13 protein-coding genes and 1 pseudogene are annotated in these 15,926 nt (G+C 63.5%); 12 read left to right on the top strand and 2 right to left on the bottom strand.

Annotated features, from left to right (window positions below):
- From E1J50_RS10875 to E1J50_RS10820, 9 genes and pseudogenes are all read left to right on the top strand, one after another.
- On the top strand, positions 1 to 843 hold an 843-nt coding region (locus tag E1J50_RS10875; RefSeq protein ID WP_245516525.1), incomplete at its 5' end, for an alpha/beta fold hydrolase.
- Between the two features lie 11 nt (positions 844 to 854).
- Positions 855 to 1,460 (top strand): annotated as a pseudogene (locus tag E1J50_RS10870) (HAD family hydrolase).
- Entirely contained in the window at positions 1,457 to 2,566 is a 1,110-nt protein-coding gene (locus E1J50_RS10865; RefSeq protein ID WP_245516524.1) for a fatty acid desaturase, read from the top strand. The pseudogene E1J50_RS10870 and the gene E1J50_RS10865 overlap by 4 nt, the downstream one beginning before the upstream one ends.
- Before the next feature lie 470 nt (positions 2,567 to 3,036).
- Complete coding sequence (locus E1J50_RS10855) at positions 3,037 to 3,897, top strand: transglutaminase family protein (protein WP_132253367.1); 861 nt, start codon at positions 3,037 to 3,039, stop codon at positions 3,895 to 3,897.
- Positions 3,898 to 4,484: 587 nt separating this feature from the next.
- Complete coding sequence (locus E1J50_RS10850; protein WP_132253365.1) at positions 4,485 to 4,685, top strand: hypothetical protein; 201 nt, start codon at positions 4,485 to 4,487, stop codon at positions 4,683 to 4,685.
- A gap of 943 nt (positions 4,686 to 5,628) precedes the next feature.
- Complete coding sequence (locus E1J50_RS10840) at positions 5,629 to 5,853, top strand: hypothetical protein (protein ID WP_132253362.1); 225 nt, start codon at positions 5,629 to 5,631, stop codon at positions 5,851 to 5,853.
- Positions 5,854 to 7,703: 1,850 nt separating this feature from the next.
- Positions 7,704 to 7,856: a hypothetical protein gene (locus E1J50_RS27235; protein WP_165937828.1), complete on the top strand. Its 153-nt coding sequence runs from the start codon at positions 7,704 to 7,706 to the stop codon at positions 7,854 to 7,856.
- Positions 7,857 to 8,461: 605 nt separating this feature from the next.
- On the top strand, positions 8,462 to 8,824 hold the full coding sequence (locus E1J50_RS10825) for a hypothetical protein (protein WP_132253358.1): 363 nt from the start codon (positions 8,462 to 8,464) through the stop codon (positions 8,822 to 8,824).
- An 883-nt stretch (positions 8,825 to 9,707) separates the two neighbouring features.
- Positions 9,708 to 9,962 carry a hypothetical protein gene (locus E1J50_RS10820; RefSeq protein WP_245516523.1) on the top strand — a complete coding sequence of 85 codons (255 nt, stop codon included), beginning with the start codon at positions 9,708 to 9,710 and terminating at the stop codon, positions 9,960 to 9,962.
- 440 nt (positions 9,963 to 10,402) lie between these two features.
- On the opposite strand, the gene E1J50_RS10810 is transcribed toward E1J50_RS10820, so the two are convergent.
- The gene (locus tag E1J50_RS10810; protein WP_207919184.1) at positions 10,403 to 11,266 is read right to left on the bottom strand and encodes a type 1 glutamine amidotransferase; all 864 of its coding nucleotides are present in this window, start codon (positions 11,264 to 11,266) and stop codon (positions 10,403 to 10,405) included.
- Between the two features lie 155 nt (positions 11,267 to 11,421).
- Here E1J50_RS10810 and E1J50_RS10805 point away from each other — a divergent pair, with 155 nt between their 5' ends.
- The 3 genes from E1J50_RS10805 to E1J50_RS10795 all read left to right on the top strand — a co-directional run bounded on the left by E1J50_RS10805 (position 11,422) and on the right by E1J50_RS10795 (position 14,361).
- Complete coding sequence (locus E1J50_RS10805) at positions 11,422 to 12,414, top strand: NAD(P)/FAD-dependent oxidoreductase (protein ID WP_132253373.1); 993 nt, start codon at positions 11,422 to 11,424, stop codon at positions 12,412 to 12,414.
- 154 nt (positions 12,415 to 12,568) lie between these two features.
- Positions 12,569 to 13,486 (top strand): lipase family protein, encoded by a 918-nt coding sequence (locus E1J50_RS10800; RefSeq protein ID WP_245516522.1) that lies wholly within the window; start codon positions 12,569 to 12,571, stop codon positions 13,484 to 13,486.
- 659 nt (positions 13,487 to 14,145) lie between these two features.
- On the top strand, positions 14,146 to 14,361 hold the full coding sequence (locus E1J50_RS10795; protein WP_132253352.1) for a DUF6894 family protein: 216 nt from the start codon (positions 14,146 to 14,148) through the stop codon (positions 14,359 to 14,361).
- Between the two features lie 196 nt (positions 14,362 to 14,557).
- On the opposite strand, the gene E1J50_RS10790 is transcribed toward E1J50_RS10795, so the two are convergent.
- Positions 14,558 to 15,856, bottom strand: a complete 1,299-nt coding sequence (locus tag E1J50_RS10790) for a coiled-coil domain-containing protein (protein WP_132253350.1) — start codon at positions 15,854 to 15,856, stop codon at positions 14,558 to 14,560.
- Between the last annotated feature and the right edge of the window lie 70 nt (positions 15,857 to 15,926).

The raw sequence follows: 15,926 nt of genomic DNA, 5'->3' as shown, positions 1-15,926 counted from the left end.
AGCTTCCTGACGGTCGATGGCGTGCGCCTGCATTACGTCGAGCGCGGGCAAGGCGAGCCCCTGCTGCTCATTCACGGCAACGGAACGATGATCCAGGATTACTTGGTCAGCGGCATCGTCGATGAACTTGCCGAGCGCTATCGTGTCATCATCATCGACCGCCCCGGCTACGGCTACAGTGAGCGACCTCGGGCGCTCTGGACACCGCGCGCGCATGCGACGCTGTTCCAGAAGGCGCTGCACCAGCTCGGTGTCTCGCAAGCCGTGGTGCTCGGGCATTCCTGGGGCAGCCTGGTCGCGGTCGCCCTCGCGCTGCAAGCCCCGCAGCTCGTGCGCGGTCTCGTGTTAGCCTCAGGCTACTACTATCCGACCTTACGCGCCGACGTGATCCTGTTCTCGCCACCGGCCATTCCCGTGCTGGGCGACGCGATGCGCTACACGATCTCACCCGTCATCTCCCGGCTCCTCTTGCCCGGCCTGATCAAGGCCATGTTCGCGCCGGCCTCAGTGCCGGACCGCTTCGACAGAGAGTTCCCGAAGGAGCTGATGTTGCGTCCCTCACAGCTGCGGGCCTCTGCCGAGGATGCCGCGATGATGACGCCGGTCACGATCGAGCTTCAGGAGCACTACCGTGAGCTGAAGCTGCCCGTCGTGATCGTCACGGGTGCGGATGATCAGATTGCGGATGTGGGACGCCAGTCGGAGCGGCTGCACGGCGAGATCGCGAACAGCGAGCTCATCGTCGTCCCGGGCATGGGGCACATGATCCATCACCTCGCGCCCGAACAGGTCGTCGCGGCTGTGGAGCTTGCCTCGAAGCACGCGCGCGCCGCGGCTGCGTGAGGAAGGGATCAATGCGTGTCGAGACCTGCGTGCTGTTCGATTTCAACGGCACGCTCGTCGACGACGTCTATCAGCACGTACCTGCTTGGAGCCAAGCGCTTAACCCGGGAGATCCCTTCGTCCGTGTGGCGGATCCACCGCAAGAGCGGCATAAGCGGCGGTCTCTTCACTGAACCAGCTTCCGCGGGAAACAGGACAGGCAATCAGCGAGGTGCGCATCGCGCGCCTAAGTCGCATGCATTCTGAAGCGTGTGGACGGTTGTTGTCGCAGCTCCGTCCACTGCCCGGCGCACACTCCTGGCCAATCTCACCGAGACCGACATCCCCTGGGCCATCGCCACGAGCGGCCGTATGGAGACACCCAAGTGCCCTTGGCAGCCCTGAACGTCGATCCCGATTTCTTCCTCGCTGCCGCAGGCAAGCTCGGCAAGTCGACCGAGACGGCCGTGATCGTGGGAGACTGTATCTGGGACATGCTGGCGGCGCGTCGCTGCCGCGGGCTTCGTGTCGGCCTGCTGGCGGGTGGCTATGGTGCGGACGAGATGGAGCGGTCCGGCGCCGTGCGTGTCTACGAGGATCCGGCGGCCCTGCTCAAACACCTCGATGAAGTAGGATGAAGACGCTGATTTCGAGAAACCGGACGGTGACACCGCCTTGCCATGACGACAATCCGATGAGCGGTCAGCATGTTGATGGGGCAGACCGCGGGCACGCCGCAGCGGCCGCGCGCGAAGTAGCCCGCCACTGCGCGGCTTATCGTGAGCCTGTTCGTAGGCTTGCCCAGTGGCAGGTCACGAACACCTTGCTGCCGTATCTGGCGCTCTGCTCCTTCATGCTCTTCGTAGCCGCGAACGGCTACGGGCTTTTTGTGCTGCCGCTGGCCGTGCCGGTAGGCGGCCTCCTGGTCCGGCTGTTCATCATCCAGCACGATTGCGGGCACGGCTCGTTCCTGCCGTCCCGCGCCGCCAACGATTGGCTCGGGCGTGCTCTGAGCATCCTGACGGTGACACCCTACGACAGCTGGAGGCGGGCGCATGCCCTGCACCATGCCTCCACCGGTGACCTGAGCCGCCGCGGTACGGGAGATGTCCATACCTTGACCGTGCGCGAGTACCTCGCCCTGTCGCGCCTGGGCCGGCTCCGCTATCGCCTCTATCGCAACCCGCTCATCCTGATCGTGCTCGGGTCCCCGCTCAACTTCCTCGTCCTGCAGCGCATGCCTTTCGGTGTCGGCCTGCCGTGGCGCATGGCTTGGCGAGACGTACTGGCCCTCGACATCTCCCTGGTCGCCGTGATGGCGGCGCTGGCTTTCGCGACTGGCGGGATTGGGCCGGTGCTCTGGGTGTTCCTGCCCGTGATCAGCGTGGCCGCCTGGATCGGTGGCTGGCTGTTCTACGTCCAGCATCAGTACGAGGAGACGGTGTGGGAGGAGGCGGAGGCCTGGGACTTCCATCGCGCGGCGCTCGGCGGCAGCTCGTACTATGTCCTGCCGCGCGTCCTGCAATGGTTTACCGGGAACGTGGGCCTGCATCACGTCCACCACCTGAACAGCCGCATCCCGAACTACCGGCTCCAGGAATGCATGGACGGCCACGCGGTGCTCGGACAGGTGGGCCGACTGACGCTGAGGGACAGCGTACGTTGTCTCGGGCTGGCACTCTGGGACGAGGACGCCCGTAAGCTGGTCGGGTTCTCGCAGGTGCGGCTGATCCAGGCAGCCTGAGAACGGCCGAGATCATCACTTCGGGCGAGCAGAGCGAGACCTTGTCCGGGAAGCACGCCAACATACACGTCCAAGTGAGGCGCTTCGTAGCCGAGCAGAAGCTCGCAGCCCATGGCTTTGCCCGGAAACGCGTACCTGATGGGCGTTTTGTATTGCGATGCAACGTAAACGGATACGGTCCGTTACCTCCAAAATCGGCCCACGTCGTCAAGAGCTGGGACTGGTTCAGGCACGAGCACCAGACACGCGTCCGAGGCGAACCGTTCATTCTCGCTGGCTTGACGCGTGAAGTTATGGGTGAGTTCAGCATCGATCCAGCACGGATCTACGTCGCCGGCCTGTCATCGGGTGACAATGCGAGCCGCGAGATGCCGCGGTTCTTCATGTTCCACGTTTAGGTCGTCGGAGCGCACCAACACTGACTGCCTTTCCGGATGAATCGGACCGAAGTGGTTCCTGAGGAGCGTCCCTTGGTCGACCTGCGCATCCACCACCGGACGACCTACCGCTACAGGCAGCCCGTCGGGCTGGGGCCACACCGGCTGATGCTACGCCCGAGGGAAGCGCGGGACCTGAGGCTCCTTTCGAGTGACATCCGAGTGACCCCGGATGCGGCAGTGAGCTGGGCCAACGACGTTGCTGGGAACGCGGTCGCGATAGTCACCTTCGGAGCATCGTCCGACATGCTCGTCATCGACAGCGTCGCTCACGTCGAGATTTTGGCGCTCACCTATCCCGTCTTCAACATCGCCGCCTCGGCCATCTCGGTCCCCTTCCGGTACTCTGACGACGAGTGGACGGACCTCGGAGCACTCACCGTGCAGCAGTACCCCCATGGAGAGCGCCTGCAGAACTGGGCCCAGGGCTTCGTGGCTGGCTACCCGACCGACACCCTCTCGCTCCTCAAGGACATCAATGCCGGTGTGGGCGGCGGCATCACCTACCAGGCCCGGGAAGACGAGGGCACGCAGTCGCCGGGCCAAACCTTGTCGTCCGGTTTGGGCTCCTGCCGGGATCTTGCCACGCTCTTCGTTGAGGCGGTACGTAGTCTCGGCTTCGGTGCAAGGGTCGTCTCGGGCTATCTCCATGACCCCACGCGCGCACTGCTCGGGTCGGCCGATGCCGGATCCACCCATGCCTGGGGCGAGGTCTTCCTGCCCAGCGCAGGCTGGGTCACCTTCGATCCGACGAACTGCAGCGTGGGCGGCGCAAACCTCATTCCGGTCGCCGTGGCGCGCGACATCCGCCAAGCCATGCCGGTAGTGGGCAGTTTCATCGGGCCCGCCGACGCCTTCCTGGACATGTCCGTCGCTGTCCAAGTTAGCGGCTGACGTACCGCTGAGGTCACTTCCGGCGGGTAGGAAGTTCCGGCTTCGGCCGATTGAGGAAGTCCTCACCTATAAAATTCAGTGACTCTGACCGTCCTATAGCCGCAGACGCGAGGATCACCAGGAACGAGCCCACCGAGACCATGAGTGCCCCTCTGAACTGCACCTTATTTTGCTCGGGCGGGCGGCCCAATTCTTGAGGGCGCGATACCGTCGTGAACAGCCGTTCCGTGATTGCACCGGTTTCACGCATTTTTCGGTTTTCGACTTTTGCGTTTCGGTTTCGCTTCAGGGGGCTCGGATAGAGATCTCAAAAGCCGATCTGGCTGAGGTGCTCGGGATCCCGAAGCGCCGGATCCAGCAGCTTGCAGGAGCGGGTGTTTCACTCCGTCAGGCGCATGGCGAGTGGGTGCTGCCGGAGAGCGTTCAAGCCTTCCTAGAGTGCCGCATCAAAGCAAAATCCGGACGGTTACCAAGGGCGACGCGAACGGCACCGACCGCCTCAAGGAGATCAAGGCCCAACGGGAGGACTTGAGGCTCGCTCTCGCGACGAGCGCAAACTCGTTCCGCTCGTCGATGCTATCTTCGCCATGGACCAGCTCGCCGGCGCGCTGGCCTTCGAGGTGAACAACGTCCCGGCCCGCTTCAGCCGAGATCTCGACAAACGCGAGCGCCTGCAGGTCGAGATCGATGACGTCCTCAAGACCGCGGCCAGCCGCATCCAGAAATGCGGTGCGGCTCTACGAGCGGGCCTCGACGCTGATTCTCCCGAAGGTAAGGACGGACCCTGATGCCTGGGGCGCCGAGAACCGAGTTTACGTGGAGATCGCGCACGTCCTCGCCGCGGATGGCGCCTTGCACTAGGCCGCCCGCAACATGCGCCGCAGCCTTGTTCAGGTGCGGCGTAATCGCCGAACATGGCTCCGAGGCACGAAACCATTCCTGATCGTGTCAGGGCGGGCGAGCTCGATCCTTCAGGGACCATAAACGTGCGCAGCCAGTTGGCTGATCCGCCTGAAGCTAACGTTTCTGGACCAATCCTCCGCCTGAGGTGGCGTCACGACACACGGCGATCGCCCCGGTAGCTCGACGGCGCGGCGCATGCATTTGTCCGCCCTTCATCATCAACTAGCAGCCACGCTGACGCCTGTAGCGAGCGTCTTCATGAGGCGAACAGATGAGGTAAAGATGGGAGCAACCTGACCTCCGGCACGTTGATGTTGGTGGTCACGGTCCACTGGCGATCCCCGTCAGCCTCTCCACCAATGTGGAGCGCTGCGATGGCGAGCTCTCAGCCGCCCTGTCTCTGCCCCATGATGCACCGGCTGATCAGCTTGATAGCCCGCATCACGGGTGAGCCGGGTGCGATTGAGCAAGGACGATTGATCGACCAGCTCACGGATCTTGAGACGCAAGCTCTGGAAACGGGCGCTCCGCGCCGAACCATCGAAGCCATTCGATCGGTCAGGCTCACGATTCGAGTCGCCAGTCTCAAGCCCCGGTCCCTGAGCATGCGGGGGCATTGAGGTGCGCACGGATGAGGGAGGGAATCCTTGCTTCCGCCTGTGAGTGTCATGGCAGCTCAAAAAGGCGTTCGGCCACGGCCGATCACCGCGCGGGAGGCAGACAGGTCTGCCCGCTCTTTCAGGGCATTCGGATGCATGGGCCTGGCACGCTCTCGAGGAGCGTCGTGCGCGTTCCGGATTGCGGCGGCTTTTGCAGGCGAGATGACCAATGGATCACGAACTAGAGCGTTTCGAAGCTCAAGCGGAAGACGGCACCCTTCACATGATTATCGCGTGGCAGACCTTCACGCGAAGTGGCGGGCTGAGTGGATCGCACGTCCTGAAGGACCAACGTCGATATTCGCTTCTCAACGGTGCAGGGGTGGACTGGCTGGGAGACGATCTTTTTCAGGTAATACGAAGCGGCGAAGTGCTTCGGCGGATGAAGCGATGAAGGCTCGCACACTGGCGCATCCCAGAAGCGCTGACGACGAGGCAACCATGACGGACGGGATGATCCGAGCCGTCGCGAAAGCTAATCAATCCACGGGCAAAATGGCCGGCCTCAGCGAGGACGACGCACTCCAGTTCGCTCGCGCGGCAGTCTCAGCTCATGAAAATTTCTTGGCGAATTCAGGGTCCGTGATCGTACACTTACAGGCGAAGGACGCTGTTGAGCGCGATGACCGTGACATCGCTCGATCTCTGAAGCAGAGCGAAGCTGATCATACAGCCGTGAAGCCGCGACTTGCTAGAATTCGGGAACTTACATCGACGAACAAACGATAAGCGCTCTCAAGGCTGCTCGCGCACACTCGCGATCTGGACGAAAGCATGCTGAGATTGCCGTTTCGAAGAAGAAGCACCCGCCCATGAACAAAGATGCAGTTCTAGACATGAAACGGGCGCGCTCAGCTCTTGTGAGACAGCGAGACGCCATCACAAAGCGGCTCGGAAGTATTGATCTGGCACCAGTCTCAATGGCAGAGGATCTTACCCGCGTGCTCACAGCGATTGAGGCGGTCGACCGCGCTCTTGCAGACGCAGGATCCCCTCACTTCGAACAGGCCCTCGACTAGCTCAGGTTCCGGTAGGACTTGCGGAAAGCAGGTTCTGCACCTGCTCCGAGCCGACATCATGGCTCTGATTCGAGGCTGAGAAGGCGGCGCGCCCGACCTCCCTCTTGGGCACTGGGTGCTGCGGCCGGATGGCGGCTGGCAGATCCTCCGGTTTCATGTCTCAGGTCGCGCGGCTGCAGAGGGTGTTTGCGACCTCGGCGATAGAAGCTACCGAAGGTTTCGGCTCGGTGTGCCCCTGCGCGCCGGTGATGTCCCGGCAAACCTGTGTTTATCGCGACCGAGCTGCGCCCACCGTCTGGATGCGCTTGAGGGCCGAAGACCTTCTACTCTTCGGCCTTCGGGGGTGGCGTCAGGTACCAGCCGGACGTGGTCGGCATCCTCAAATTGACGTGCTTGCGATCGCCTGTGATGGCCTTGGCCAATCCGTCGATGGTGTCCACAATACCGCTCGCGGCCACGTCGACGGGCGAGTGGATCGAGGTACGGGACAGGACGCGGATACACTCCTTTCAGCAGCCCTTGGTCCGGTCGAGGAAGTGCCGCTGCTCCGCGCCGGCGAGAGTGCGGTTATGCCCACCCTGCCCCTTCGCTGCCGAGACCACACTTGAAACATACATTGAACGCGGCAAGCCCTGAAGGAACGGCTCCTCTCACCACCCTGGCTTTCAACAGCCAGGGGAAAGGCTCTAGCCCCCTCGGCTTCCACGCTGACGCAGGAAAGGAACCATCAGACCAACGCGCCCGTTTGCATTGTGCGGTGCAACATGACCGCCGAGGAGCGGATATGATTGGCCCGGCAGAAATCGAAGACATGCTGTCGGAATATACCGACGCACAGCCCACCTCCGACGCCCTGACGTCTGCAGAGCTTCAGAGCTGGCAGCCCCGCCACTGGTCGTGGGGCGCAGGGCCTACCGCGTCTGCCACTGAAGAACTTCTGCCCGTCCACGAGCCCCGCGGCAGAGCCGCTGCCTTGGGGAAAGCATGACCGGCAGACGCGCGGGCCTTCACAGGACCACATTGCTTGTTTAAATGAGGCGTATCGGACCAGATCCATTCGGCCCGCTCTCATGCTCCTGATCGAGCGCCGAGCCCGGTTTCCCGTATTTTTCACAGTTTGATCGCTGCCCTATCCGCAGCGCACCTGTCGCACGCTTCTAGCCGCGACACTCCTGAACACGCACGCCGACCGACGGCTTCTGTCGTAGCGGCCTATGGATTTCGCATGCACATCACCACTGAACTGAAGCCCACGGCAGTACAGTCGCGCTTCTTCGCTGGCACCAAGCCGGCTATATCCAATCCTGTTTGGAACCCGCAGCCGTGCGGTCTCACCCGCGAAGAATTGCGTAAGATCGTCCTAGAGCAGCTCGGCTGACCTACAGAAACCCGCTCAGGAGTGATCCTTGAAGGCGTTCGCCCGGCGAATGTAGCCGAGCACCATCCGCGGGGCGCGGTGTCCCGACTGATCCATGATCCGGGCGAGATGGGCGCCGTGATGTAGCCGGCCTGGAGCGAGTGCGTCCCAGAGGTCGAGACATCGAGGCCAACGGCCTTCGCGTAGCCGTTCAACATCTCGGCGATGCTACGGACCGTCTGGCGGTTGGGCGCAGCGCTGGGATGCGGAACTGCTCGGGCATCCGCACCCCTTGTAGCGCCGCCCACCGTTCAGAAAGGTTGAGCATAGCTTCCGGAGCTTGGAGAGGATCTTGGAATTGCTTGCCAGTGCTCCGGTGAATGAGCCAAGGTGACGCTTGTCCCTGTGACCAAACGGCTTGCGGGGCTTCTCATGTTCTGGAACGGCTCACAGCCAGGCCGTTCAGGCTCTCGCCCCCTCAGGCCTATTGCGGCCCGCATCTTCACCTTCAATCCGCCCGGCCCAGCTGAGGCAGGCGTTCTTCGTCATGCTTGCTCATCAGGTGAACAACGGCCCCGAGGCAACGTTGGCTCTGGGTGCTACGCGGCAGTAGGGTTGGAGAGACGATGCAGGAGTTGCCGGATATCAGAGAGACAGCAGACCTGCGCGCCCTCTTGGATAGGCAGGAATGCCAGGTGCAGCGGGTTCACCGGGCCTATCAGGCGAACCCTGCGCACCGAGACCACAAGGGCCAACTGGCGCGGCAGGTTCTCGGGACTCGACTGGCGCCGCTGGTGTGGCAGCTCCGCAGGAGCCTAATGGAGATCGGGGAGATCAAGGACCGTCCAGCACCCAGGGTTTTATCGGCTCTGCTGGTTCAGCAGGTCAAACTGATCCTGTTGGCTCGCACGGTCCGAAGAGGATTACGGGTGTTGCAGGAACGCCAGGTTCTTCTGGATCGGCTGGCCCCGTTGGGTCCGCTGACCTGAGCGGCCTGGAGGCCCAAGACCTGCATGACGCCAGCGCATCTCCGCAGGAGGGCTGCCCCTCGCCTATGTGCTTCGGCTCCCGGGTGAACTCGACCTCATCATCATCGAGAAGTTCGTCGAGTTCTTCGGCAAGGTCGCTCACCAGTGGCGTCGCCGGAGACCGGGATGCCACTCCGGCAGGATCGCGTCTACAGCGGGCTCGCACGGGCTGCGACTGACGCTTCCCGCGACTTCCGCATACCGGTGGACCGGGCCGTAGAGATAAGAGATCAAATCAAGATCTCGATGTCAGAAGAATAAAATCACTGAGACGTACGCTCCCCGCATCGCGAGAGTCCGCTCAAAGTTAATACTAGCCGGAGTACAACGTCCACTCAGCCCAATGGCTCACCCGAAAGCCGCTGTTCCGTAGTCGGCCAAAGTAAGCCATTCGGCATTGCGCCCATCTCGGCCATTCAGCGACCTTCGGCGACATCTCCGAAGCGGACGTCGTCCCAAGTCAGATCATACGTGCGGGATGCGTCAGGAACCGACCGTAGGCGGAGCCGACTTCGACGATGGGTGGGCGGCTGGGAATGGACGTTTGCGGGCCTCGCGAGAGAGGACTGCTCTGCTTCACAGGTTGCAACCGGCTGAGCAACTGCCTGCCCGCGACACATTTGCCTGCGCAAGACGACGCAGCCTCAGCCAAACGCCGCCTTTCGGCGTTAGTGAGCGCCGCCCTGCGCGGCTCTGTTGATCCCTGACGGTGAGTGACACGATGAAGAAAACAGCACTTGCTGCCTTTGGAGCCCTCGCGCTCGGAGCAGGGGCGCTTCTGCCTGCCACCGCTGCCCGCGCCGGCGGATACGGCTACGATGGCTACGAGGCGCCGGAGACTGTGGTGACACGCCGAACCATCGTAGAGCGCCGGGTTATTGCCCCGCCGCGCCGGGTGGTGCGAGAGGTGGTCGTGGAACGGCCGGTGGTGTACCGCCCGCGCCCGGTCGTCCGCGAAGTCGTGGTGGAGCGTCCCATGGTCTACCGGCCCCGTCCCGTGGTGCGCGAGGTCGTCGTCGAGCGCGACGGACTCTACGGACCGCGCCGGTTCGGACCGCGCCCCGTGGGCTTCGGTCCAGATTTCGACCCCTACGACTGACGTAGTGGCGGCCGGTCCAGTGTCTGGACCGACCGCTCATTCCTGCGCGGGGTGTGCGCTGCTGCCCCGCTGAATGTCCTTGCGGTCCTCATCGCGCACCAGCCAATGCGCGCGGGCGCGTCAGGCGGAGATCGGCCCTTACGAGACGAGCGGGCGGAAGAACTAATGACCTACGATGAGGGGAAGGAGCGGGGCCGCCTCGGTGAGGATGCGCCCATCCTTGATGCATCGACACGCGAGCGCCTTGGTCGGCGAATGCGAGAGATGTACGAGCCCGTGTTGGACGAGCCGCTCGACCCCCGGCTTGCCGAGTTGCTGCAGGCGTTGGAGCAAGCCCGCAGCGCTCATGGATGAGAACCTCCCAGAAACAGAGGGAAGGCGTCCGTTGTGGGTTATGCCCGCATCCTCGCCGGACACGCTGCTTCCGTACCTCAGCGCCGCTAGGCCCCTCGCTCTCTGCTTAAGGCCCCGATGAAGTTGCGCAGCTCCGTCAGCCGCTTGGCCGCGTCCGTGACCTGCTCGTCAAGGCCGAGCTGCCACGCCAGGTCGCGCCTGCGCGGTTCACGATGCAGCGCATCGACTTGGCCAGCGTAAGCCTCAACCTCGCCTTGGCTCCGGGCAAGCCCCGCATCGAGCAAGCTGTCCGCCTGCCGGCGCAGGGCTCCCGCGACCTCATCGAGCCCGAGTTCTGGATGGTACTGAACGCCCCAGAACACACCCGCATCAAAGCGGATCTCAGCCGCTTGCACCGCTGTGACCCGGTTGCCGGCCAGCAGCACCGCTCCCTCCGGCAGCGTCTCGACCTCGTCCGTGTGGACCGCGGGCGCGTCGTACGCGGCAGGCCGTCCCACCAGGAGCGGATGGCCGCGCCCCTGCTCGGTCAGCGTGATGCGGCGGGCGAATCCGGCCTCATAGCCGCGCAAGTTGGGACGCACCGTACCTCCGGCCGCAACGGCGGCGACCTGAAGACCCGCACACGAGCCGAAGGACGGCGTCCCGGAGGCGAACACCGCACGCATGAACTCGACTGTACGCCGCGTCTCCGGCGTCTCTTTGTAGAGGTGGAGCGGTGATCCGGTCAGGAACACGCCGTCGTAGCCCTCCAGCGACGCTCCGGCAGGAAGTCCGGCACCGGCATCGGCCGGCTTGATCCGATGGCACTCCACACCCGGTGCAAGGCTCAACAGCGTATCAAGGTAGGTCTCTCCCGAGGAGCGGCCGACGCTCTCGCGGCGGCTCTCGCGTGCCTCGGGTGGTTCACTCTCAGCCACGAGGAACCGCAACGCAGAACTGGAGGCAGGCACGTTCGCTGGACTCTCGCCGTGACGGGGCGGACGGAAAGCGTGAACCGGCCGCTGCAAGTCGAAGTTCCAGACAGGGGCTCTGCGCCGCAGGTTGATGCAACCAGCGCTGGTGAGGTTTGGCATTTCCAGGCAGGTCCTTTGGAGCGGGTGGGATGATGACAAAGGCGTGGTTGAACGAAGTGGACGAGCCGCTCGACTGCGTGATCGTCGGAGGTGGCCCGGCCGGGCTGACAGCTGCGCTCTACCTGGCTCGTTTCGGGCGCCGCTTCCTCGTGGTGGATGCAGGTGACTCCCGCGCGTCCTGGATACCGACCAGCCACAACATCCCGGTCTTTGCCGATGGCATCTCCGGGAAGGAGATCCTCGCCCGCCAACACGAGCACATCGCGCGATACGACGCCCGGATCGTGAGCGGCACCGTCACGGCGTTGCGCAGGGTCGAGGGCGGCTTCGCCGCAAGCTTCAAGGAGGGAACGGGAGACAGCATCTCACGTGAGGTGCGAGCACGCCGGGTGCTGCTCGCGACGGGTGCGGACGACGTGGAGCCGGATCTGCCCGACCTGCCCGACGCGATCCGACGCGGGCTCGTTCGCTACTGCCCGATCTGCGATGGCTATGAGGCACGCGGCAAGCGCATCGCGGTGATTGGTCATGGCGACAGAGGCCTAGGTGAGGCGGTGTTCGTGGCCCGCACCTACTCGCGCGACGTGACGCTGCTGACGCTGGGCCAAGGCATGGACCTCGATGCGGGCGAGCGTGAGCGTGTCGAGAAGCACGGCATCCAGGTCGTTCACGAGCCGGTCGACAGCCTTGATATCGAGGACGGCAAGATCACCGTGCTGCGCACAGCAAGCGGCGAGGAACACCGGTTCGAGGTTCTCTACTCAGCCCTCGGGCTGAAGCTTCGTTCCGAACTGGCTCTTGGCTTGGGCGCCAAGCACGACGGGACAGGTGCCCTCATCGTCGACGAGCACAACCGCACGACGGTGCAGGGCCTCTACGCGGCTGGCGGCGTCGTGCGCGGGCTTGATCAGGTGGTGGTCGCGATGGGTCATGCCGCCATGGCAGCCACGGACATCCATAATCGCTGCGAACTGCCCACCGAGGAGGACGTTGGGGGAGCCAATGGGCAGCTTGGCCCTACATGATCCCTCTCGCGGAGGGAGGTGGGCGTGAGCGATGGGAGCGGCGCATCCAAACCCACGTATCGACGTTACTGCATCTGTCTCGGCGGCCTTGGCAAAGTAGAGGGCCGGCCAACACCACGAGGTTCATCCGAAGGTTATGGAGCGCGGTTGCGTCATGATCGGCATCCATGGCTTAGCCAACAAGCCGCCAGCCGACGAGAAGACACGGTGGTGGAAGGCAGCCATCGCCGAGGGGTTGAATCGCAACGAGGGACTGGACGGGCCGGAATTCCTCTTCGAGTTCGTGTACTGGGCCGACCTCCGGTATGACATGCCGCTGTCGGAGGATGAAAACCGGGAACCGTATCGCCCCTATGAGGGTGCCGGGCCACTACCCACAGGTGAGGAGTCGCCCACGACCACCGCGAAGGATGTGCTGGCCCCGGTGTACGCGGGCATCGACCGGCTCGAGGAGGCGACAGGCGTCACGCTCGTGGACGACCTGATTCTGGAACACCGTTTCGATGATCTCTGGCACTACCACGCTGAACAAACCTTCGCTCAAAAGGTCCGCGACCGCCTGATTGAGCGACTGAAGAGATACAGGCACCACCGCATTCTGCTCGTCGCGCACTCGATGGGTTCGGTCATCGCTTACGACGTCCTGCGGCTGCTCGAGCGCGAGGATCCCTCGCTGCGGGTCGAGCATCTCGTCACGGCCGCTGCCCCTCTGGGCCTCGCCAAGGTCAAGCTCAAGTTTCAGGCCGAGCACGGAACTCTGCGGGTGCCGAACAATGTCGCAGCCTGGACGAACCTTGCCGACGGCGAGGACGTCGTTGCCCTCATGGGTGCGCTGGACGCGGACTACACGCCGAGCGACACCGGCGTGCTCGTCGGCGACCGGCGGGTCGTGAATGGCTACCTCCGGCCTGACGGCGAGCCGAACCACCACAAATCCTACGGCTATCTCCGAACGCCGGAGTTCTCGCGCGTTGCCTGTCCGTACGCTGTCACCTCACACCGCGCGGTGAGTCGCACCGAACATCTAGCCGCTGCTCGTCGCCGGCTCTCCGGCCAATTCGCACCACGATAGGGAACATGAAGAATGCTCCGGAGCATCTCCCAGTCCGAATACCGCTCCGGCGGAGGTCGAGAAGATCGGTTAAGTGGTGCTGCGCACCGCTGCATGCCGTCAGGGGATCAAGCGCCTTCAAGTTGGGTATCTTGCCCTGCCAGAGATAGTCGAGACTGGCCTCGCGATCGCCTGTTTCCACCAGTCGGCCGCCCCTCACGCGAACATCACTCTACCGGTGCTCCTGAACCGTGCCGGCAAGGATGGTTTGCTTAGGTCCCCTCCTGACTGGGAACCTCGGGGGCACAGTTCGAGGCCTTCCGACCTTGACTCGACAACCAAACAACCAGCTTCCGCACCACGTATCGAACGTGGGTTCGGACCTCGGCCTTTCTGAGGGAGCTGTCTGATGGCTGATCTTCGCCCGCTGGCACACTCGCATAGCCCATCGTCCAGAACTCCAAGCTGACGCCTCGATGAACCTAGGCCATTCGCTCCGAAGCCAAGATGGCTGCCTCACCGGACCGTACAGTGAAACCAATACCACACTTAACCCTGAAGAGTCATGCTGGCCAGCGTGCATCAACCGATGGGCTGGTTGACGACACATGGCGCCCTTCGACCAACTCCATCGCCTGGGTTTCCGATTCGTATCGCGGAGGCCGGAGACCAGATGATCGATGGTACGGAGGTTCTATTTCGATCTAACGGATGGTCGAACTACTCTATTCGACACTGAGGGCGTGCTGGCTGCCGATCTGAATGAAGCCATCGTCGAGGCGCTGGAGGGTTTGCGAGAGATGCGGGCCAGCGGAGAAATCGATGAGATGGGAGACAACTGGAAGCTCGTCATCCGAGATGAGAACGGCTCTACGCGGAGGACGTTCTCAGTTTGATAGTCCCTGCGGCACCAGCATCCAGAGCGCTCTGCGCCCATACCAGCCTCGCTCCGCTCGCGGCCATAGCTCCAGATTACTGAGCCTGCCCCCGGCCCCGCTAGCCGCGAGAGCCGACCTGCTGCTGATCCTCCTTGTTGGCCTTGTGGTAAACCCACAGCACGGCCACCCGCCCAGTTCTCCAAGTCTCTCGCGCCTACTTCAGCAACTCGGCCGGCTTCGGCTCGGGTGCTGCCGGTCCCCGTTGGGCAGGCTGCGATGAGGCGGGCTGATCCGAGAGCTGCTGGCGGGTTTCAGCAAGCTTGCTCTGCGCATCCGCGAGTTCCTGGCGGGTGGACTTCAGGCGCTCCTCAACGGTTGCCAATTCTTTGTTCCGTGCAGCCATATTCTCAGTGAGTGTTGCGAGCTGAGCCTGTGCCTCTGCCTGCCGCTTCTGGAGTGCTTCCAGCTCAGACGCTTGGCGCTGGCGGTCACCGCTCAGCTTCTTGATGGTCTCCCCGGTCTGACCCCGTTCAGCAGCAAGACGGTCGCGCTCTGCCTGCACAGCAGCGACCTCCTTCTGCGCCGATGCGAGCCTGTCCTGGGCCTGCTGGATTTGCTGCTCGCGCTGCTTCAGGTCAGCAGTTCGCGCTGCCAAATCCTGACCTAGGGTCGTGAGATCGTTGCGCAGCTTCGCCTCCTGCTGGCGAACCTCTCCGAGCTGGTCCCGCGCCTGCTGGGTCTGCTGCTCAGCCTGTTTGCTCTCACCGGTCAGTCTTTCCCGGTTGGCTGTCAGCAGGGTGATGGCTTGCTGAAGCTCAGTCCGCTGCTGCGACAGCCGCTCGGCTGCCGCTTGGGCTCCGGTGAGATCCCGCTGTGCCGCTTCCATCTCAGAGCGAGCCTGCCGCTGGCGCTGTTCGGCTTCCGAAATCGCAGAACCCTTGGTGCTCGCCTCTTGCGTGAGCGTCGCAATGTCTTTGCGCAGCTTGGCTTCCTGCTGACGGGCTTCCTCAAGGCGGCGCCCACTCGCCGCAAGGTCTTGCGTGTGGGTGCTCGCTGTCTGTTCCGCGAGGGCTGCAGCGGCTTGGAGGGCTTTCAGGCTTTGCTCCGCCTGTTGCCCCTGCGTCTCCAAGGCGGAGAGCCGCTGGCTCTGCGCTGCCGTTACCTGTTCGATCTCCACAGCCTTGCGCTCGGCCTCTGCCCGGCGCTCCTCTAGGCTGGATATCTGGGCGCGGGTCAGTGCGAGAGTTTGGCTGGCGTCTTGGATGTGCCGCTCCCCGGTGACGATGCGGGTCTGCACCTCCGTCGCCGTACCGGCCAGCGATTTCAGACGATCAAAGTCGGCCTGAATGGCCGCCTGAACGCCGAGAAGACCCGCGACCTCATCCTGATGCTGGCGCCGGTCCTGAGAACGAACGACGGCTAAAACGATCGTGGTGAGGAGAAGCAGCCCGGCAAGAGCCGCAAGCGCCAGCGTGACCGGTCGCCTAAGTTCTGAGCGAACGTCCAGTGGCATGGCTTTTCTCGCAAGGCGGTGGGGAAGGCCTCGATCAACGCGATGCAGTGGCCGGAAGCTCCGCACTAAC

It is taken from the genome of Methylobacterium segetis, from assembly GCF_004348265.1.
In the GTDB taxonomy this organism is placed as follows: Bacteria; Pseudomonadota; Alphaproteobacteria; order Rhizobiales; family Beijerinckiaceae; genus Methylobacterium; species Methylobacterium segetis.
Note: the sequence above shows the minus strand (reverse complement) of the source record. Positions and strands in the feature narration are given on the sequence as shown.